The organism is Dolichospermum sp. DET69 (assembly GCA_017355425.1).
Taxonomy (GTDB): Bacteria; Cyanobacteriota; Cyanobacteriia; order Cyanobacteriales; family Nostocaceae; genus Dolichospermum.
Window position 1 is genome coordinate 4,722,545 of the sequence record CP070233.1, and the last position, 15,901, is coordinate 4,738,445.

The following is a 15,901-nucleotide window of genomic DNA, read 5'->3' on the forward strand; positions in this document are numbered from 1 at the left end:
TGTTTGAAAAGCTTAAATTTATCCTTCACTTTTATCTTTTTTACCTGTCATCTGTTACCTGCTTAGGAATAGAAAAATAAAAAGTGCTACCTTGTCCTAAAACACTTTCTACCCAAATTTTGCCCTCATGCTGTTTAATAATAGTATCACAAATAGCTAAACCTAAACCTGTTCCTCCTTTTTCACGGGAGTCACTAGTATCTACTTGTTGAAACTTACCAAAAATTGTTTCTATTTTATCGCTAGGAATACCCCTCCCTTGATCTCGAATTTTAAATAAATGGCTATCTGGCGTTTCTTCCACAGTGATTTTGATGGTAGTGTGAGGGGGAGAAAATTTAAAGGCATTACTGATTAAGTTAACAAGAATTTGCAAAATTCTGTCTTCATCTATCCACAATTGCACAGAATTACCTAATATTTGTAAAGAAATATTCTCTTCTTTGACTAATGTTTGAATAGAGTCTACAGCCTGGTGTATTAATGTCATCGCATCGCAGGATTTTTTATTCAAGACAAATTTGTTAGTTTCTAGTCGTTCTAAATCAAGAATGTCATTTAATAACCTTGTTAAACGTTCGGCATTACTAGCAGCAATATCTAATATTTTCTGCATTTTTTCTGGGTTATTTCTGATGCCACTAGTAGTTAGTAATCCTAAAGAACTACGAATAGATGTTAATGGAGTTCGTAATTCATGACTAACTATGGAAATGAACTCACTTTTCATTTTTTCCATTAATCGATTATCTGTAATATCTTCGAGAGTGCCGACATATCCCACAAATTCATTAAGATCAGAAAATATGGGAACAGCAATTAGCCGACAAATCCGAACAGTTTTATCTTCATGGACAAAACGTATTTCTGTAGCGAGTTGCTGATGTGTTGATACTCCCTCATTCCACTGAGGTGAAAATACTTCTAAATCATCAAAGTGAATAAAATTGATCCAGCCTTCTCCTAATGATTGTTCTATGGTAAAACCACAAATTTTCTGACAGCTAGGATTGTTATAGATCATTCTTCCTTGGGTATCTGTTTGAAAAATACCTACAGGTGCAAATTCATTGAGAGAACGAAATAAGTTTTCACTACGTCGCAAAGCAGTTTCAATTTTTTGACGTTCTTGTAGTTCTTGTTCTAATTGTTGGTATAGTTCTGATTGTTGAATGGCAATGCCTACTTGTGTTGCTAATTTTTGCAGGAAATCAATTTCCCAAGGTTGCCACTGTCTTGATGTCGTACATTGATTGGCAATTAATAGCCCCCATAATTTTTGTCCCTGCATAATAGGAACTGACAATTTGGCTTTGATTTGAAATTTCGCTAGTAAATCACGATCACATTCAGCTAGATCGGCTGTATAAATATCTGCTATGGCTAGAAAGCCTCCTTGTATGTATCTCCCTCCATGATTTTCCATCAAGTAAGTATTTTCAATGCCGGCATTTAACGCAGGAGTCCAAGCATCATCAACAGATTCCACCACTACATATCCACTGTAGTCTCTGTAGTCTGGCTGAAAACGATAAATAAATACTCGGTCTGCTTGCATAAATTCCCGAACTTCATGTACAGCAGTGTTGAGGATTTGATCCAGATGCAAACTTTCACGAACACGTAAGGCGATCGCCATCACCAGTCTTTCCTGTTCTATTTGCCGTTGTAATGCTGCTTGATAATTTTCTAGGTCAACAGTTCGGTTTTTAACTTCTGCCAATAGTTCTTGATCACAGTTGCTTAAATCTATTGGTGTATTTACTTGTAAAAAATTGATTTTGTTCATATATAACTCGCATGGTAAACGATAAAAAGGTAAGCCAAATTATTAGAAATAAATTCAAACAAGGCCCTGCTGAATTAAAATCTGAAGTAGATAATTGGCTAAATTTGCCATTCAAATATATGCGTTTATTATAATAAAAATTTCTAATGATTAACCCTCTAATTCTATCTATCTATCTATCTATCTATCTATCTATCTTTAGATAGATACAATTACTTTTACTCTCTATCTTTAGTCTTGTAAAACTATCTGAACTCTCTAATTAAAAACGTTAGCGAAGCGTGGCGTTAGCCATACCACAGAGGACACAGAGAGAGGAGAAATAGTAGGTTGGGTTGTTTGCATTACGGTTGCGAAGCAATGGAACGAAACCCAACATTTATTTTTTACTTAGAATCTTTCTACATCTGGGAATTTTTGAATAGATGCTTTTGCTGATTCTCCACAAGTGCGAGGTGTGGGGAAAATCTTCCCAGGATTTGCTAAACCTTGGGGATTAAAAACCTGTCTTACCCATTGCATAGTTTCCAAATCAGATTCACTAAACATATCTGGCATATAGCATTTTTTATCAGCACCAATACCATGTTCACCGGAAATACTACCACCGACTTTTACACATAGCTTGAGAATTTCCCCTCCCAATTCTTCGACTTTTTCCAATTCTCCATGTACAGAATTATCAAATAAAATTAATGGGTGTAAATTACCATCTCCAGCATGAAAAACATTAGCAATGGGATAACCATATTTATGACTTAATCTTTCAATTTCCTGGAGAACATAAGGTAATTGAGTTCGAGGAATTACCCCATCTTGCACATAATAATCTGGGCTAATATGTCCCGCAGCCGCAAAAGCTGCTTTTCTACCTTTCCATAATTTTAATCTAGTTTCTGGGTCACTAGCACTAGTAACATTTCGCGCCCCATTCTTTTTACAAATTTCTATAACTCGCTGTTTATTGGCAGAAACTTCGACTTCTAAACCATCAATTTCTACTAACAAAATCGCCGTCGCATCACGGGGATAACAATTAGTAGCTACAACATCTTCTACAGCATTAATACTAATATTATCCATCATCTCCATACCACCGGGAATAATTCCCGCGCTGATAATATCAGAAACAGTAGCAGCCGCAGCATCTACACTGGTGAAATCGGCTAATAGCACACAAATTGATTCGGCAGTTTTGAGAATTTTTAAAGTGATTTCTGTGGCAATTCCTAATGTTCCTTCCGAACCCACAAAGACACCTGTTAAATCATAACCTGGGGTTTCGGGAATTTGTCCACCCACATCAACAATTGCACCATTAGGAAGCACAAGTTTTAAACCCAAAACATGATTAGTAGTGACACCATATTTTAAACAATGTACTCCCCCAGAATTTTCGGCAATATTCCCACCAATCGAACAAATAATTTGACTTGAAGGATCTGGGGCAAAATAAAACCCAGCCCCACTAACAGCTTGAGTCACCCAACTATTAATTACTCCCGGTTGAACCACAGCCCGCTGATTTTCTAAATCAATGCTGAGGATTTGTCGCATTAAAGAAGTGACAATTAAAACCGAATTTTCTGATGGTAAAGCCCCACCAGATAAACCTGTTCCTGAACCTCTAGCGATAAAAGGAACAGAGTATTGATTGCAAATTTTGACAATTTCTGATACTTGTTCTGTGGTGCGGGGTAATACTGCAACGGGGGGACGTTGTTTATAGCTAGTTAAACCGTCACACTCATAAGTGAGAAGTTCTTCTTTGCGTTGAACTACGCCTTTTTCACCGAGAACAGCGACAAATTTTTTGATAATGGGTTTCCAGTTGATTTGTGTTTTATCTTGGGTAAGCATAGATTTTTGTTTATGATGTGTAGATGTTTATTTTTACTTTCATCCTAGTATAATTTTTTTTTCGCGCAATCTCTCTTAGAGGTTGTTTGAAAACTTTTTCGTGTGGTCTATGGATTCTGATAGTGTAGGGTGGTGTTGGTATTAGCTATATTATTTGTTTTATGAATTTTCGTGATGAGTTTAAATTGTTACTCCGCGCTCGTTATCCGTTGATTTATATTCCTACTTATGAGGAGGAACGGGTAGAAGCGGCGATTCGGGAAGAGGCGATTAATCAAGGTAATTGTCCGGTGTATACTTGGGATTTTGTGGACGGTTATCAGGGAAGTCCTAATGATGTGGGATTTGGTAAACGTAACCCGTTACAGGCTTTGGAGTTTATAGAAAAGTTGAATGCTGCTGCACCTGCGGTGTTGATTTTGCGGGATTATCATCGGTTTTTGGATGATGTGGCTATTTCTCGGAAACTGCGTAATTTAGCCCGACTACTGAAGTCGCAACCGAAAAATATTGTTTTATTATCGCCTCGTGTCGCTATTCCTGACGATTTAATGGAAGTGTTAACGGTAGTTGAGTTTCCTTTGCCCAATGCCTCGGAAATCAAAACGGAAGTGGAACGGCTGTTACAAGCTACTGGGAATCCACCTGTGGGTAAGTTTTTGGATGATTTGGTGCGTTCCTGTCAAGGATTGTCTATGGAAAGAATTCGCCGGGTATTAGCGCGGGCGATCGCATCTCATGGACAATTAGAACCAGAAGATGTAGATTTAGTCTTGGCAGAAAAGCGCCAAACTATCCGCCAAACCCAAATCCTTGATTTTTACCCTGCTAATGAGGAAATTTCTGATATCGGTGGATTGGATAATTTGAAAGATTGGTTAATTCGGCGCGGTGGTTCATTTAGCGACAAGGCGCGACAATATGGTTTACCTCATCCCCGTGGGTTAATGTTGGTGGGAATACAGGGAACTGGTAAATCTTTAACAGCAAAAGCGATCGCTCATCATTGGCATTTACCTCTGTTACGCTTAGACGTAGGGCGGTTATTCGGCGGTTTGGTGGGTGAGTCAGAATCGCGGACAAGGCAAATGATTCAAGTAGCAGAAGCCCTTGCCCCTTGTATACTATGGATTGATGAAATTGATAAAGCTTTTTCTGGTTTGGGTAGCAAAGGTGACGCAGGAACGACTAGCCGGGTATTTGGGACTTTTATCAATTGGTTAGCCGAAAAAACTTCCCCTGTGTTTGTCGTAGCTACCGCTAACGATATTCAGTCCCTACCACCGGAAATGTTAAGAAAAGGGCGATTTGATGAAATTTTCTTTGTCGGTTTACCTAGCCAAGAAGAAAGAAAAGCAATTTTTAATGTGCATTTATCCCGATTACGTCCCCATAATTTGAACAGCTATGACATTGAGCGATTAGCCTACGAAACCCCCGATTTTTCCGGTGCAGAAATTGAGCAAACTTTAATTGAAGCTATGCACATTGGTTTTAGTCAAAATCGTGATTTCACAACTGATGATATTTTAGAAGCTACGAGTCAAATTATCCCCTTAGCGCGAACTGCACTTGAGCAAATTCAAAAACTCCAAGAATGGGCTGCTTCTGGTAGAGCGCGTCTAGCTTCAAAATACAGTCCTTTGAACGAACGTATTCAACGTCAATTATAGTAGGAGTCACCGAGTCAGGAGTCACCGAGTCAGGAGGAAGAAAGAAGAAGAAAGAAGAAGAAAGAAGAAGAAATTAGAAGAAAAAACAAGAAAGAAGAAGAAATTAGAAAAAAGAAATTTTATCCCTGCCCACTATTCCCTATTCCCTTTTATATGTTTACGAACTTACTTAAATTTATACTCGGTTTTGCGTTAGCGATCGCAGTTTTATGTGGTACTGGCTTGACAGTTGCTCTCTATTTTGTCAACCGTACCGCCATAACTCCTCCTAAACCGATGTATGCTAACGATAATCCATCTAACCAAGCCAAAAAGCCCAAAGCTATTCCCAAATCTCAACCGAAGACACAAAATACTCCTAACCCCACAACTAGCCCTACATCTACTCCCACTCCCACTCCCACAGAATCACCCAAATCATTACCACCAGATGCTTATGAAGGAACTGTTACTTGGTCTGGAGGGCTAAGTATGCGAGCAGAACCAGAGGCAAATTCTTCTAGTACAGGTGGAGTTGGCGCGAATAAAAAAGTGATTATTTTAGAAGAAAGTGCCGATAAAAAATGGCAGAAAATTCGTATTGCTGATACCGATACAGAAGGTTGGGTAAAATCAGGTAATATTCAACGTTCCCAGTAAATCTTTACAGGTTTTCTGTGTATTTCTCAGTCCACTAACCACTAACAAAACCACGTTTAATTTGTTCGCGTTCAATGGCTTGAAATAAAGCCATAAAGTTACCTTCCCCAAAACCTTGAGCCAGAGAACGACGTTCAATAAATTCAAAGAAAAAAGTTGGTTTTGAGAAAATTGGTTGACTGAAAATTTGCAGTAATAACTGCCCTGGATGAGCATCTTCATGCCAGTCTACCAGAATTTCTTGATCAGCGATCGCTTGTAACTCTTGAGGTGAGAGGGAAAATTTATAACGTTGTTGTAACTGGGAATAATAATTTTGGGGAATAGAAAGAAAGGATAAGCCAGCAGCCCGAAACCGAGAGATAGCATCCACAAGATTGGGTATTAATAAAGCAATATGTTGAATTCCTGCTCCTCGATTCACATCTAGAAACTCCTGAATTTGCGAACTAGGTGAAGCTGGTTCATTAATTGGTAATTGGACATAGCCATGAGGAGAAATCATTACCTGACTGTGCAAACCAGAGCGATCAGTTTTAATATTAAAAGCTTGTTGAGGTTGAAAATCAAATATTTTTTGATACCAACTAACAGCCCTTTCTAACTCACCAACTCCTACATTTAAAACTAGATGATCAATAGCAGTAATAGAATCATGTGAAATATTTTCGACTTCTTTTATTTTTGCTTTATTTCTGGTAATTAATGTATGATTCAAACCACCCCAAGCCGCGATTTTAGCATACTGACAAAATCCAGCATCTTGAACAGGTTGGAGAATTGTTGCCCCATGGGTTATGGCCCTTGCTGTCAATGATTCTACATCATCAACAGCAAAAGCTATATCAACCACACCAGGAGGATGTTGACGTAAAAACTCAGCCACAGGGCTAGTAGGTAAAATAGGAGAAGAAAGTAAAAAGTAGACAGATCCACTTTTCACCACTTCTGTACAAGTATGTAAAGATTTTTGATGATCAGAAAGACTTGGAAAAATGCCATCATTTACTGTTTGGAAACCAAGACAATATACAAACCAATCTCGCCACCTTTGGGCATCTTCGACATAGAAGTGAACGTGATCAATTTGCAGCATAATTCATTTAAAATCTTGTATTTACTATCATCTTTATCTATCACATACTAAAAAAATAAATGACTCTCAGGTTGAATATTAATTTCCATCGGTATAGCTTGGGGTTCAGCAGATAAAGCATAAAAAATAGCATTTGCAGCAGTTTCACAACTAAGCATTTTAGTCCGATCTACCTTTAAATTTACTTTATCCCAAAAAGGAGAATCTATCCCCCCAAAGTAAAAAAGCGTAATTTTCACACCAAAGCGTTTCAGTTCTTCTGCCATAGACTTACTAAAACCCACAACACCAAATTTAGAAGCAGAATAAGCCGCAGCCATTGGCATAGAATGTTTGCCAAGAATACCGACAACATTACAAATATGCCCAGATTTACGTTTTTGCATTTCTTTAGCTGCTGCTTGAGTGGTGTAAAAACAGCCTTTTAAATTCAGATCCACCATTGCATCTAAATCTGTCGGTTCAATGTTGTTGTATGCCTTGAGAATGCCTGCTCCGGCTGTATTTACTAGGACATCAATTTGTCCAAATTGGGCTACTGTCGTTTGGATTAACGCTTCTACCTGTTGAGGTTGAGTAATATCCGTAGGGACTGTTAGTACATCTGCTGCCAACTCATTTGCTAATGTGGCTAATTTTGCTGCGTCTCTAGCTACAAGTACCAACCGCGCACCAGTGGGAGCTAATTGACGAGTTAAGGTAGCACCAATACCACCCGTAGCACCGACAATGACAATAACTTTATCTTGCAGCATCACAATATTTACATTTCTTTACAGACTATATTTATCATACAGTCTATCCCGGTATTCTGGGTTTAATCATCTAAATCAAACAAATCACAGTTCCGACAGAATCATCTAAATCAAACAAATCAAACAAATCACAGTTCCGACAGAATCATCTAAATCAAACAAATCAAACAAATCACAGTTCCGACAGAATCATCTAAATCAAACAAATCAAACAAATCACAGTTCCGACAGAATCATCTAAATCAAACAAATCAAACGAATCACAGTTCCGACAGAATCATCTAAATCAAACAAATCAAACGAATCACAGTTCCGACAGAATCATCTAAATCAAACAAATCAAACGAATCACAGTTCCGACAGAATCATCTAAATCAAACAAATCAAACGAATCACAGTTCCGACAGAATCATCTAAATCAAACAAATCAAACGAATCACAGTTCCGACAGAATCATCTAAATCAAACAAATCAAACAAATCACAGTTCCGACAGAATCATCTAAATCAAACAAATCAAACAAATCATAGTTCCGACTTAACCCCCACTTCCCATTTTTTACCTACTTGCTGAACTTGCAAAGATTTGCAAGAATGCAAAAATTTAACAAAACTACCACCAATCTGTAATTGTTTTATTTGCTCAGTGATTGGGTTACCATATTGCTGATAAAACTTACTCCCTAAAATGCTAATATCAACAAATTTCTGATTATCTACCTTGCTGAAATCAGTCAAGATATTACTAATCGCTTGCTCTAAATCTGCGGAAGAAGTAATAGTAGATAATATTTTTGATGTTGTAGTTGGGGATTGTGAATTATTCTGACTATTTTCTGATTCGGGTTGATGATGTTCAAATAGTGTGAGATATAATTCAGATTTTTCATCAATTTGATGAACTACAATCTCAGATGGATAGTTAATAAATATCTCTCTGGCTTTTTTGCCAGGAAAGTGATGAGCAATAATTTGACTAATAGTTAATTGATGTTTGCTTTTAAATAATTTAGATAAAAGCGAAAGTTTAATCCAATAACTTGCAGTTTGTTTTTGCTGTAATTTGATTAAACCCTTAATTTGGGAAATAAACTGCTCTATAGATGGTATTTCTGGCAGGGGTTTGAGAGAATAATTGATAGTTTCACTGGTGGCACTATTGAATACCTTAACATTCTCCCCATGCTGACTAACTTGATAAACTAATATACCATTTTGTTGTAATGTATTACATAAATTTGTCATTACCTTATCTGATGAACAAACAAAAACTTCTTTAATATTGGGATAGCGTTCATGAATAGAAGAACCAAGAGCAATCATTTTACCATCAGCATTATCTCTCCCAGCGGGAACATGAATTAAATCATAACCACGTTCATGTAGTTCTATATCTAATTTTCCGCGATTTGACCAATTAGCAAAAGCAATTTTAACTTGCAAAGGACAATTACAAATAGTGCTTAAAAACCTTTCTGTACTGGTGTTAAGTTGGAGGTTTTCTGCATCTAAAAGCAAAATGGCTATACCAGGAGATTGTCGCTGGAGTAAATGTGTAGTATTTAAATCAGGATTTTCTGGATTTAGCCGATGAATAGAGGAAATTAAATCGGATACTATTTGTGAATCAAAAGCTGCGGGAACAAGCACTGCTTTCAGAGATGATTGCAGTTTTTGTAATAATTCATCCCAGCTTTGAGTTTGACTGAGTATTGCTCTAAATTTTGTACTTAAAGCTGATTTATTCGCAGATATTTGCCAATTAATAGTTCGATATTTTGCAATTAATAATTCTGGTTGCTGCTGTTGAATAGCAATAATTGATTGACAAATCTCGACAGAGATTTTTTGCAATAAGGCGGAATCATGATAGGACATGGCTTACATCGTACAGTAGAGCATCCTGGGCATAAAGTCTGAAGTCTGAAAATATATTTTCCAGAACTCAACTTTCAGTAACTTCTATAACTTTAACTGTTACCTTACCTTGTGCCAACTGAATCAGTAAATTTTCTCCTATAGTCAACTCTGATACAGAACGAGGAATGATCCCATTTTCTGTTCTCACCACTGCATAACCACGCTGTAATACGGCTTTGGGGTCAATACTAGCCAATTTTTGCCGTAATACTTCTAAGTGCTGCCTGGCTTGTTGCAATTGTCCTGTTGTGACTTGTAGTAATTGCCGATGTTTCCAAGATAACTTTTCTTTTTCCTGTTCTACTTGTCTATCTAACCTTAATTGACGCAATCGGTGTTTTAATGCCTGTAGCTGGTTTTCCCTAGCTGCTAATAATGAATTTACGGCTGTACATAAGACTGTAAGTCTCTGCTGGTGTTGAAGTTGTAAATCAGACAGTGCAGGAACAACGGTTTCTGCTGCGGCTGTTGGTGTATGTACGCATAAATCGGCAACTAGATCTGTTAAGGATTCATCCCTTTGGTGTCCAATACCAGTAATAACGGGAATAGAACAATTAGCAACAGCAATAACCACTCTTTCATCATTAAAGCAAGCTAACTCTTCAACAGCACCACCACCTCTTGATAAAATTAATACTTCTGCTCGACCATCTTTTTTAACTCGTTCGATAGCTTTAACTATGGATGCTGGCGCTTGTTCACCTTGCACTGTAGCAGGTGAAAATAAGATGTGTAAGCCGGGATATCTATGTTTGAGGGTTTTTTGAATATCACCCCAAGCAGCGGCGGTAGGAGAGGTAACAACGGCGATAATTTGCGGATGTGGGGGAAGCGATCGCTTTCTGGCTGTATCAAATAGTCCCTCAGCTTGTAAGCTATTTTTCAGTTGTTGATAACGTAATGCCTGTAAACCCACACCCGCAGGTAAAGCTTGCCATACTGTTAATTGATACTCTCCGCGTTGGGGATAAATGCGAATACTACCTAAAATAATTAACTGTTCACCAGTAACTGGCATTTGTGCTAATTTTGCTACTTGACTTTTCCAAGCCACGCACTTAATAGAGGCTGTACTATTAGTATCTTTTAATGTAAAAAATAACCCACTCTGGTGATGATTGGTGCTGGAAACTTCTCCAGTTACCCACACTTGTCTGAGAATTTCATCTTGTTCTAAGAGTAATTTTAGGTAGTCTGTTAAACCAGCTACGGAAAGGGCGGTATTAGGAAAGTCAAAGGTCATAGCAGTAAGTGATAGGTGATACAAATAACCGAGATCCCCGACTTTTTTATCACCTGATCATTTATTGACAAGATTATCTAAAAAGTCGGGGATCTTACTTGCATATTCACTATAATGAATCAAAAGGGGACCACACAGGCATTTCTGTGCAATTATTCAATGTTTCCAATTCTTCTGGGGAAAGTTCTGATGAATAATCATCTGTTGGGATTATTTTCCGTTGATTGTCTTCAGTATTAACCGCAGATTTTAAGTTATTAGCAACTGAATTTTTTGTTAATTGTGAGATATATTCCTGGAGATGTTCTACTACTTGTTTTTGGATATTTAAGGGTAAAGTTGCCATTAATGAGATTAATGCTTGGATATGAGGTGACATATTGTGAATATTTTTGTTAAAAATCTGATGTTGACTTTAATTCTTTCATGCTTTTGATCACTTCTACCAATTTCTTAATATGTCCTAACTCATGCGCTTTTGCTTAACCCAACCTAAAAAAAATAGCTCGATATCAACAATCTGTTTACTTGCAGGATTTATGCAGTCTGACGCACCCTACAACAGATTTTTAGTGTGACACTTGTGTAAGTCCTAGATAATTTAGAGAACTCCATAAAAAAGATGAACTGCTTGCAGCAGCGCTTCGCTATCCAATCTTGTGGGATGGGCATCTTGCCCGTCCTAATATTATTAGCAGGCAAGATGTCTGCACCACAAGAAATTTTGGGGTATTTTTTTATTTGGAAGTCTCTTACCTCACGCTTTCAGAATCGGGATATTGAATACGCTGACGATAAAACTTTATATACTGATATAAGAAAAGACTGATTTATGACAAGACAACCGCACGACCAACTAGCTAAAGAATATCTAGAAGAATTATTAGCACCTTTAGGAGAGGTCAAAACCAGTAAAGATGTAAAAAGCGAAGTTCAGGAAATAGATGTTTGGTTTGTTCCGACAACAACAGCTATAAATTCTGAATTAGGATTATTAGGAAAAATGGCGGTTACAAGCTGTCTTTTTGAACCTTACCGTAATGCACCTAATGAGGTAGAAATTAGGAGTTGTTTGTTAAAATTGTATAGTGTTCAGGGTGAATTGTTAAGACAAGCGAAAAGAGAAAAACGTTCTATCGCTGAAGAAGAATTACCCTTTCTATGGATTTTAACACCAACTTGTTCAGAAAAAATCCTGGAAGGTTTTGGAGCGAAAGCAAAGGAGGGATGGGAAAAAGGAGTGTATTTTCTGCCAAAATACCAAAAAGCAGCTATTGTTGCTATTAATCAGTTATCTGTGACAGAGGATACACTATGGTTAAGGGTACTAGGAAAAGGGAGAACTCAAACAGCGGCTATCAGCGAAGTCGTGGAACTGTCAAAAGACAATGATAAATGGAAGTATCTAGTAAGAATTTTCGCATCTTGGCGAAAAAATTTAGAATTGAATAGTAATGTCAATGATGAAGATGTAAAGGAGTTGATTATGAGTTTATCACCTGCATATCTTAAACAGTGTGAAGAATGGAAACAAGAAGGTAAAGAAGAAGGAAGACAAGAAGGACAAAAAGACGGACAGCGTTTGATGATAGAGAGTTTGTTAGCAGTACGTTTTGGTAATTTAGATGAGGATTTATCTGCTATTGTTAGTCAGTTGATGGAACTTTCTCTAACAGAAAGAACTCAGTTATTAATTAATCTTTCCCGTGAGGAATTATTAGCTAGGTTTAAAGTTGATTAAATGTAATGAAAAATAGAGGCGTTTTAGTTAACGTCTCTTTTAATCTTCTTCATCAGAATCTTGTTGTAAAATATGACTGTTCAATCTTTCATATTCATCCTCTAGTAGCCACATTTTAGCGGCTTCATAATTGTCACTAGCAAAGATAATTTTATAGTTTTGTGCAGGGTTATGGATACAGAATTTTCCTGATTGTTCTTTGACTAACATCAGAATATAAGGAGGAGATATCAAAGTATCTACCCAGATTTCTGCAAACTCCCATTCAGTTTCTTGTTCTGATGTTTGAGAGATTTTAGTAGCTTGTACGGGGTTTTGTGCGAGGTATGACATGATATTTGCCTGTAGTTTTCTTAATTTGTAAAGACTGCTGAAAGAGGGCGATCGCTCCCCAATACTGCTCGGTTAAGCCTCAAAAAGTCAAAATTATTAAAATGTTGGGTTTTATTACCTCAACCCAACTTTGTATCCCTCATCAAAAATTGGATGGATAAGGATAGTCAAAATGTGATTATAATTATCAATGTAATTACTCACCTGTATCTATGAGTCAGTGTCTTAACCCCGACTGTCTACAGCAAAATTCACCGAAGACGATATTCTGTCAACGTTGTGGGAGTAAACTGGTATTGCAAGAACGGTATCGTGGTGTGCGGGTTATTGGAGAAGGTGGCTTTGGGAGAACCTTTTTAGCAGTAGACGAACAAAGATTAGATACTCCCTGTGTGATTAAGCAATTTTTACCCCAACAGTCGGGAAGTGCGGCTTTAGAAAAAGCGACGGAGTTATTTAAACAAGAAGCTTTTCGACTGCGAGATTTAGGGAAACATTCACATATTCCAGATTTACTGGCTTTCTTTCCCCAAGAAGGAAGATTATATTTAATTCAGGAATTTATCGAAGGTAAAAATCTGTTAGATGAATTACAACAAAAAGGAAAATTCAGCGAATCGGAAGTTAAACAGATATTAGTTGAATTATTACCTATTTTACAATTTGTTCATGATAACAAAGTTATTCATAGAGATATTAAACCAGAAAATATTATTAGAAGTTCTCAAACTGGTGCTTTATTCCTAATTGATTTTGGAGTTTCTAAGGAAGTTGGGGGCAGTGTTCTGAGTAAAGTGGGGACGATTACGGGAACGCTGGGATATGCACCACCGGAACAAATGCGCGGGAAGGTTTTTCCGAATAGTGATCTTTATAGTTTAGCTGTAACTTGTATTCGTTTATTAACGGGATATTTTCAAAAAGATGATGGTGATGATTTAATATTTGATTCTATGAGAATGCAGTGGATATGGAAACAATATGTTTCTGTAAGTCAGGAGTTAGAAATTGTTTTAGATAAGATGTTGCAAGACTTACCTATTAATCGTTTTCAATCACCAACGGAAGTTTTATCAGCATTACAAATACAGGAAGTTCCAGCTAATATTATTGTCCCACAACTACCTGTTTCTCCTAATCCCTTTCAGCAAGGTTTACAATTTATTTCTCCACCACTAAAACCACCAGTTTATCCTAACCAAAATGAAAATTTAGGAAAAGGAGTAATTTTAGAAATGGTAGCAATACCTGGGGGAAAATTCCTCATGGGTTCACCCGAAGGAGAAGGAAATGATCGGGAAAAACCGCAACATCAAGTTACCATTCAACCATTTTACATGGGAAAATACCCTGTTACCCAAGCACAATGGGAAATGGTATCACGCTTACCAGAGGTGAAGATTGATTTAAGGTCTAAACCTTCACACTTCAAAGGTGCAAATCTTCCAGTTGAAAATGTATCATGGCATGACGCACAAGAATTTTGTGCTAGGATCAGCAAAGCTACAGGTAAATTATATCGCTTGCCCAGCGAAGCTGAATGGGAATATGCCTGTAGAGCTAATACCACAACTCCCTACTACTTTGGTAACACTATTACCACCGATTTAGTCAATCATAATAATAAGTATGGACAAACCACAGACGTAGGAAAATTTCTCCCCAATGCCTTTGGTTTATATGATATGCACGGGAATATATGGGAGTGGTGTGAAGATGGCTGGCACGAAAATTATATTAACGCACCTACTTGGCCTAATAACACTATCCCTTGGATTAGTCAAGGTGACAATAACCGTATGCTGCGTGGTGGTCAGTGGTATCTCAATCCTTCTTATTGCCGTTCGGCCAGTCGCAGCTACAATAATGGAGACCGCAGAAACAAAGACAACGGTTTTCGGTTGGTAGTTTCGGGTGCAGGGACTCTTTAATTCTTTACCCTTTCAAATACTTTTAATCGAAAATGTCTGAACTATGATTTTTATGATTTAAGGATTTACATGATTTGATTTTTTGCTAAATCTCTACAATGGTTTAAAAAGAAAATCTCTTCCTTTTCTTCTTTGCGACTTTGCGCGAAATAATTGTCAGAATCAGGCATTACCGTAACATTCCAGGCGAGCGCGACACAGGCGCAAGCGTCAATGTTTTACCCTACGAAATTGGATTACAATTAGGACTAGATTGGGATAAATGTGATACATCTGTTACCCTAGCAGGTAATTTAGCTAAATTTCCCGCCAAAGGAGCTACCATTGATGAATTTCTACCTGTGACTATGGTTTTTGCTTGGACTCAAGCTGAAAATACACCTTTACTATTGGGAAGAATCAATTTTTTTCAAGAGTTTGATGTGTGTTTTTATGGTTCTCAATTAGCTTTTGAAATTTTTACCAAGTCTAATGAATCTTAAATGGTGGTTTAGCAGTAGCGCACCAAAGTTATCACCTTTCTTTAGTTATTAAAAATGAAGTGCGATATCGCCTTTTTGCTGAAATGAGAGCGCGATAGCGAAGCGCTGCTGCAAGCAGTTCGCTTTTTTGGTGGAATGAGAGAGCGATTCCTAGGTCGCGCTTCGCTATCGCTCAAAAAAAGTTATAATTTAGAAAATACTCTTGATTAATGTCTTATGCTAACTACATACACCGCAAAATATACCAAAATAAATAGTGGGTATATGGGACAACTGATTGAATGGCAAGAAGTCATTACCGAAGGAGAAACACTAGAAATATGCAGAGCTATGTTACAAGATGCACTCAAAGAAATGATTTTTGCCTATCATCAGCAAAATAAAGAAATTCCCACAGGAAACTCTTTACTTGAACAAATTCCTGTAGAAGTATAATC

14 protein-coding genes are annotated in these 15,901 nt (G+C 37.3%); 6 read left to right on the forward strand and 8 right to left on the reverse strand.

Annotation, left to right across the window (positions count from 1 at the left end; all coding sequences use genetic code 11):
* Positions 1 to 40 precede the first annotated feature (40 nt).
* Entirely contained in the window at positions 41 to 1,789 is a 1,749-nt protein-coding gene (locus EZY12_21620; GenBank protein ID QSX67290.1) for a GAF domain-containing protein, read from the reverse strand.
* Between the two features lie 390 nt (positions 1,790 to 2,179).
* Positions 2,180 to 3,649: a glycolate oxidase subunit GlcD gene (glcD, locus tag EZY12_21625; GenBank protein ID QSX67291.1), complete on the reverse strand. Its 1,470-nt coding sequence runs from the start codon at positions 3,647 to 3,649 to the stop codon at positions 2,180 to 2,182.
* Between the two features lie 161 nt (positions 3,650 to 3,810).
* On the opposite strand from glcD, the gene EZY12_21630 reads away from it, so the two are divergent.
* The gene (locus tag EZY12_21630) at positions 3,811 to 5,322 is read left to right on the forward strand and encodes an AAA family ATPase (GenBank protein QSX67292.1); all 1,512 of its coding nucleotides are present in this window, start codon (positions 3,811 to 3,813) and stop codon (positions 5,320 to 5,322) included.
* Between the two features lie 153 nt (positions 5,323 to 5,475).
* On the forward strand, positions 5,476 to 5,961 hold the full coding sequence (locus EZY12_21635; protein ID QSX67293.1) for an SH3 domain-containing protein: 486 nt from the start codon (positions 5,476 to 5,478) through the stop codon (positions 5,959 to 5,961).
* A 34-nt stretch (positions 5,962 to 5,995) separates the two neighbouring features.
* Here the strand turns inward: EZY12_21635 and hppD are convergent, their stop codons facing one another.
* The 5 genes from hppD to EZY12_21660 form a co-directional block, all read right to left on the reverse strand.
* Positions 5,996 to 7,057 carry a 4-hydroxyphenylpyruvate dioxygenase gene (hppD, locus tag EZY12_21640; GenBank protein QSX67294.1) on the reverse strand — a complete coding sequence of 354 codons (1,062 nt, stop codon included), beginning with the start codon at positions 7,055 to 7,057 and terminating at the stop codon, positions 5,996 to 5,998.
* 47 nt (positions 7,058 to 7,104) lie between these two features.
* Positions 7,105 to 7,809 (reverse strand): SDR family NAD(P)-dependent oxidoreductase, encoded by a 705-nt coding sequence (locus tag EZY12_21645; protein QSX70770.1) that lies wholly within the window; start codon positions 7,807 to 7,809, stop codon positions 7,105 to 7,107.
* A gap of 527 nt (positions 7,810 to 8,336) precedes the next feature.
* Positions 8,337 to 9,689: an NYN domain-containing protein gene (locus EZY12_21650; protein QSX67295.1), complete on the reverse strand. Its 1,353-nt coding sequence runs from the start codon at positions 9,687 to 9,689 to the stop codon at positions 8,337 to 8,339.
* Between the two features lie 67 nt (positions 9,690 to 9,756).
* Positions 9,757 to 10,977, reverse strand: a complete 1,221-nt coding sequence (locus tag EZY12_21655) for an exodeoxyribonuclease VII large subunit (protein ID QSX67296.1) — start codon at positions 10,975 to 10,977, stop codon at positions 9,757 to 9,759.
* A 109-nt stretch (positions 10,978 to 11,086) separates the two neighbouring features.
* Positions 11,087 to 11,356 (reverse strand): hypothetical protein, encoded by a 270-nt coding sequence (locus EZY12_21660; protein QSX67297.1) that lies wholly within the window; start codon positions 11,354 to 11,356, stop codon positions 11,087 to 11,089.
* A gap of 453 nt (positions 11,357 to 11,809) precedes the next feature.
* Here EZY12_21660 and EZY12_21665 point away from each other — a divergent pair, with 453 nt between their 5' ends.
* On the forward strand, positions 11,810 to 12,718 hold the full coding sequence (locus tag EZY12_21665) for a hypothetical protein (protein ID QSX67298.1): 909 nt from the start codon (positions 11,810 to 11,812) through the stop codon (positions 12,716 to 12,718).
* A gap of 39 nt (positions 12,719 to 12,757) precedes the next feature.
* Here the strand turns inward: EZY12_21665 and EZY12_21670 are convergent, their stop codons facing one another.
* Positions 12,758 to 13,012 (reverse strand): hypothetical protein, encoded by a 255-nt coding sequence (locus EZY12_21670; GenBank protein ID QSX70771.1) that lies wholly within the window; start codon positions 13,010 to 13,012, stop codon positions 12,758 to 12,760.
* Positions 13,013 to 13,263: 251 nt separating this feature from the next.
* Here EZY12_21670 and EZY12_21675 point away from each other — a divergent pair, with 251 nt between their 5' ends.
* The 3 genes from EZY12_21675 (at position 13,264) to EZY12_21685 (ending at position 15,899) form a co-directional block, all read left to right on the forward strand.
* Complete coding sequence (locus tag EZY12_21675; GenBank protein QSX67299.1) at positions 13,264 to 14,982, forward strand: SUMF1/EgtB/PvdO family nonheme iron enzyme; 1,719 nt, start codon at positions 13,264 to 13,266, stop codon at positions 14,980 to 14,982.
* Between the two features lie 140 nt (positions 14,983 to 15,122).
* Positions 15,123 to 15,464 (forward strand): retroviral-like aspartic protease, encoded by a 342-nt coding sequence (locus EZY12_21680; protein ID QSX67300.1) that lies wholly within the window; start codon positions 15,123 to 15,125, stop codon positions 15,462 to 15,464.
* Between the two features lie 216 nt (positions 15,465 to 15,680).
* Positions 15,681 to 15,899, forward strand: a complete 219-nt coding sequence (locus tag EZY12_21685; protein ID QSX67301.1) for a type II toxin-antitoxin system HicB family antitoxin — start codon at positions 15,681 to 15,683, stop codon at positions 15,897 to 15,899.
* The last annotated feature ends 2 nt before the right edge of the window (positions 15,900 to 15,901 follow it).

Excerpts from the sequence above, each read along its gene's own strand:
- EZY12_21620 (QSX67290.1), bottom strand. The coding sequence starts at position 1,789 with ATGAACAAAATCAATTTTTTACAAGTAAATACACCAATAGATTTAAGC.
- glcD (QSX67291.1), bottom strand. The coding sequence starts at position 3,649 with ATGCTTACCCAAGATAAAACACAAATCAACTGGAAACCCATTATCAAA.
- EZY12_21630 (QSX67292.1), top strand. The coding sequence starts at position 3,811 with ATGAATTTTCGTGATGAGTTTAAATTGTTACTCCGCGCTCGTTATCCG.
- EZY12_21635 (QSX67293.1), top strand. The coding sequence starts at position 5,476 with ATGTTTACGAACTTACTTAAATTTATACTCGGTTTTGCGTTAGCGATC.
- hppD (QSX67294.1), bottom strand. The coding sequence starts at position 7,057 with ATGCTGCAAATTGATCACGTTCACTTCTATGTCGAAGATGCCCAAAGG.
- EZY12_21650 (QSX67295.1), bottom strand. The coding sequence starts at position 9,689 with ATGTCCTATCATGATTCCGCCTTATTGCAAAAAATCTCTGTCGAGATT.
- EZY12_21655 (QSX67296.1), bottom strand. The coding sequence starts at position 10,977 with ATGACCTTTGACTTTCCTAATACCGCCCTTTCCGTAGCTGGTTTAACA.
- EZY12_21660 (QSX67297.1), bottom strand. The coding sequence starts at position 11,356 with ATGTCACCTCATATCCAAGCATTAATCTCATTAATGGCAACTTTACCC.
- EZY12_21665 (QSX67298.1), top strand. The coding sequence starts at position 11,810 with ATGACAAGACAACCGCACGACCAACTAGCTAAAGAATATCTAGAAGAA.
- EZY12_21675 (QSX67299.1), top strand. The coding sequence starts at position 13,264 with ATGAGTCAGTGTCTTAACCCCGACTGTCTACAGCAAAATTCACCGAAG.
- EZY12_21685 (QSX67301.1), top strand. The coding sequence starts at position 15,681 with ATGCTAACTACATACACCGCAAAATATACCAAAATAAATAGTGGGTAT.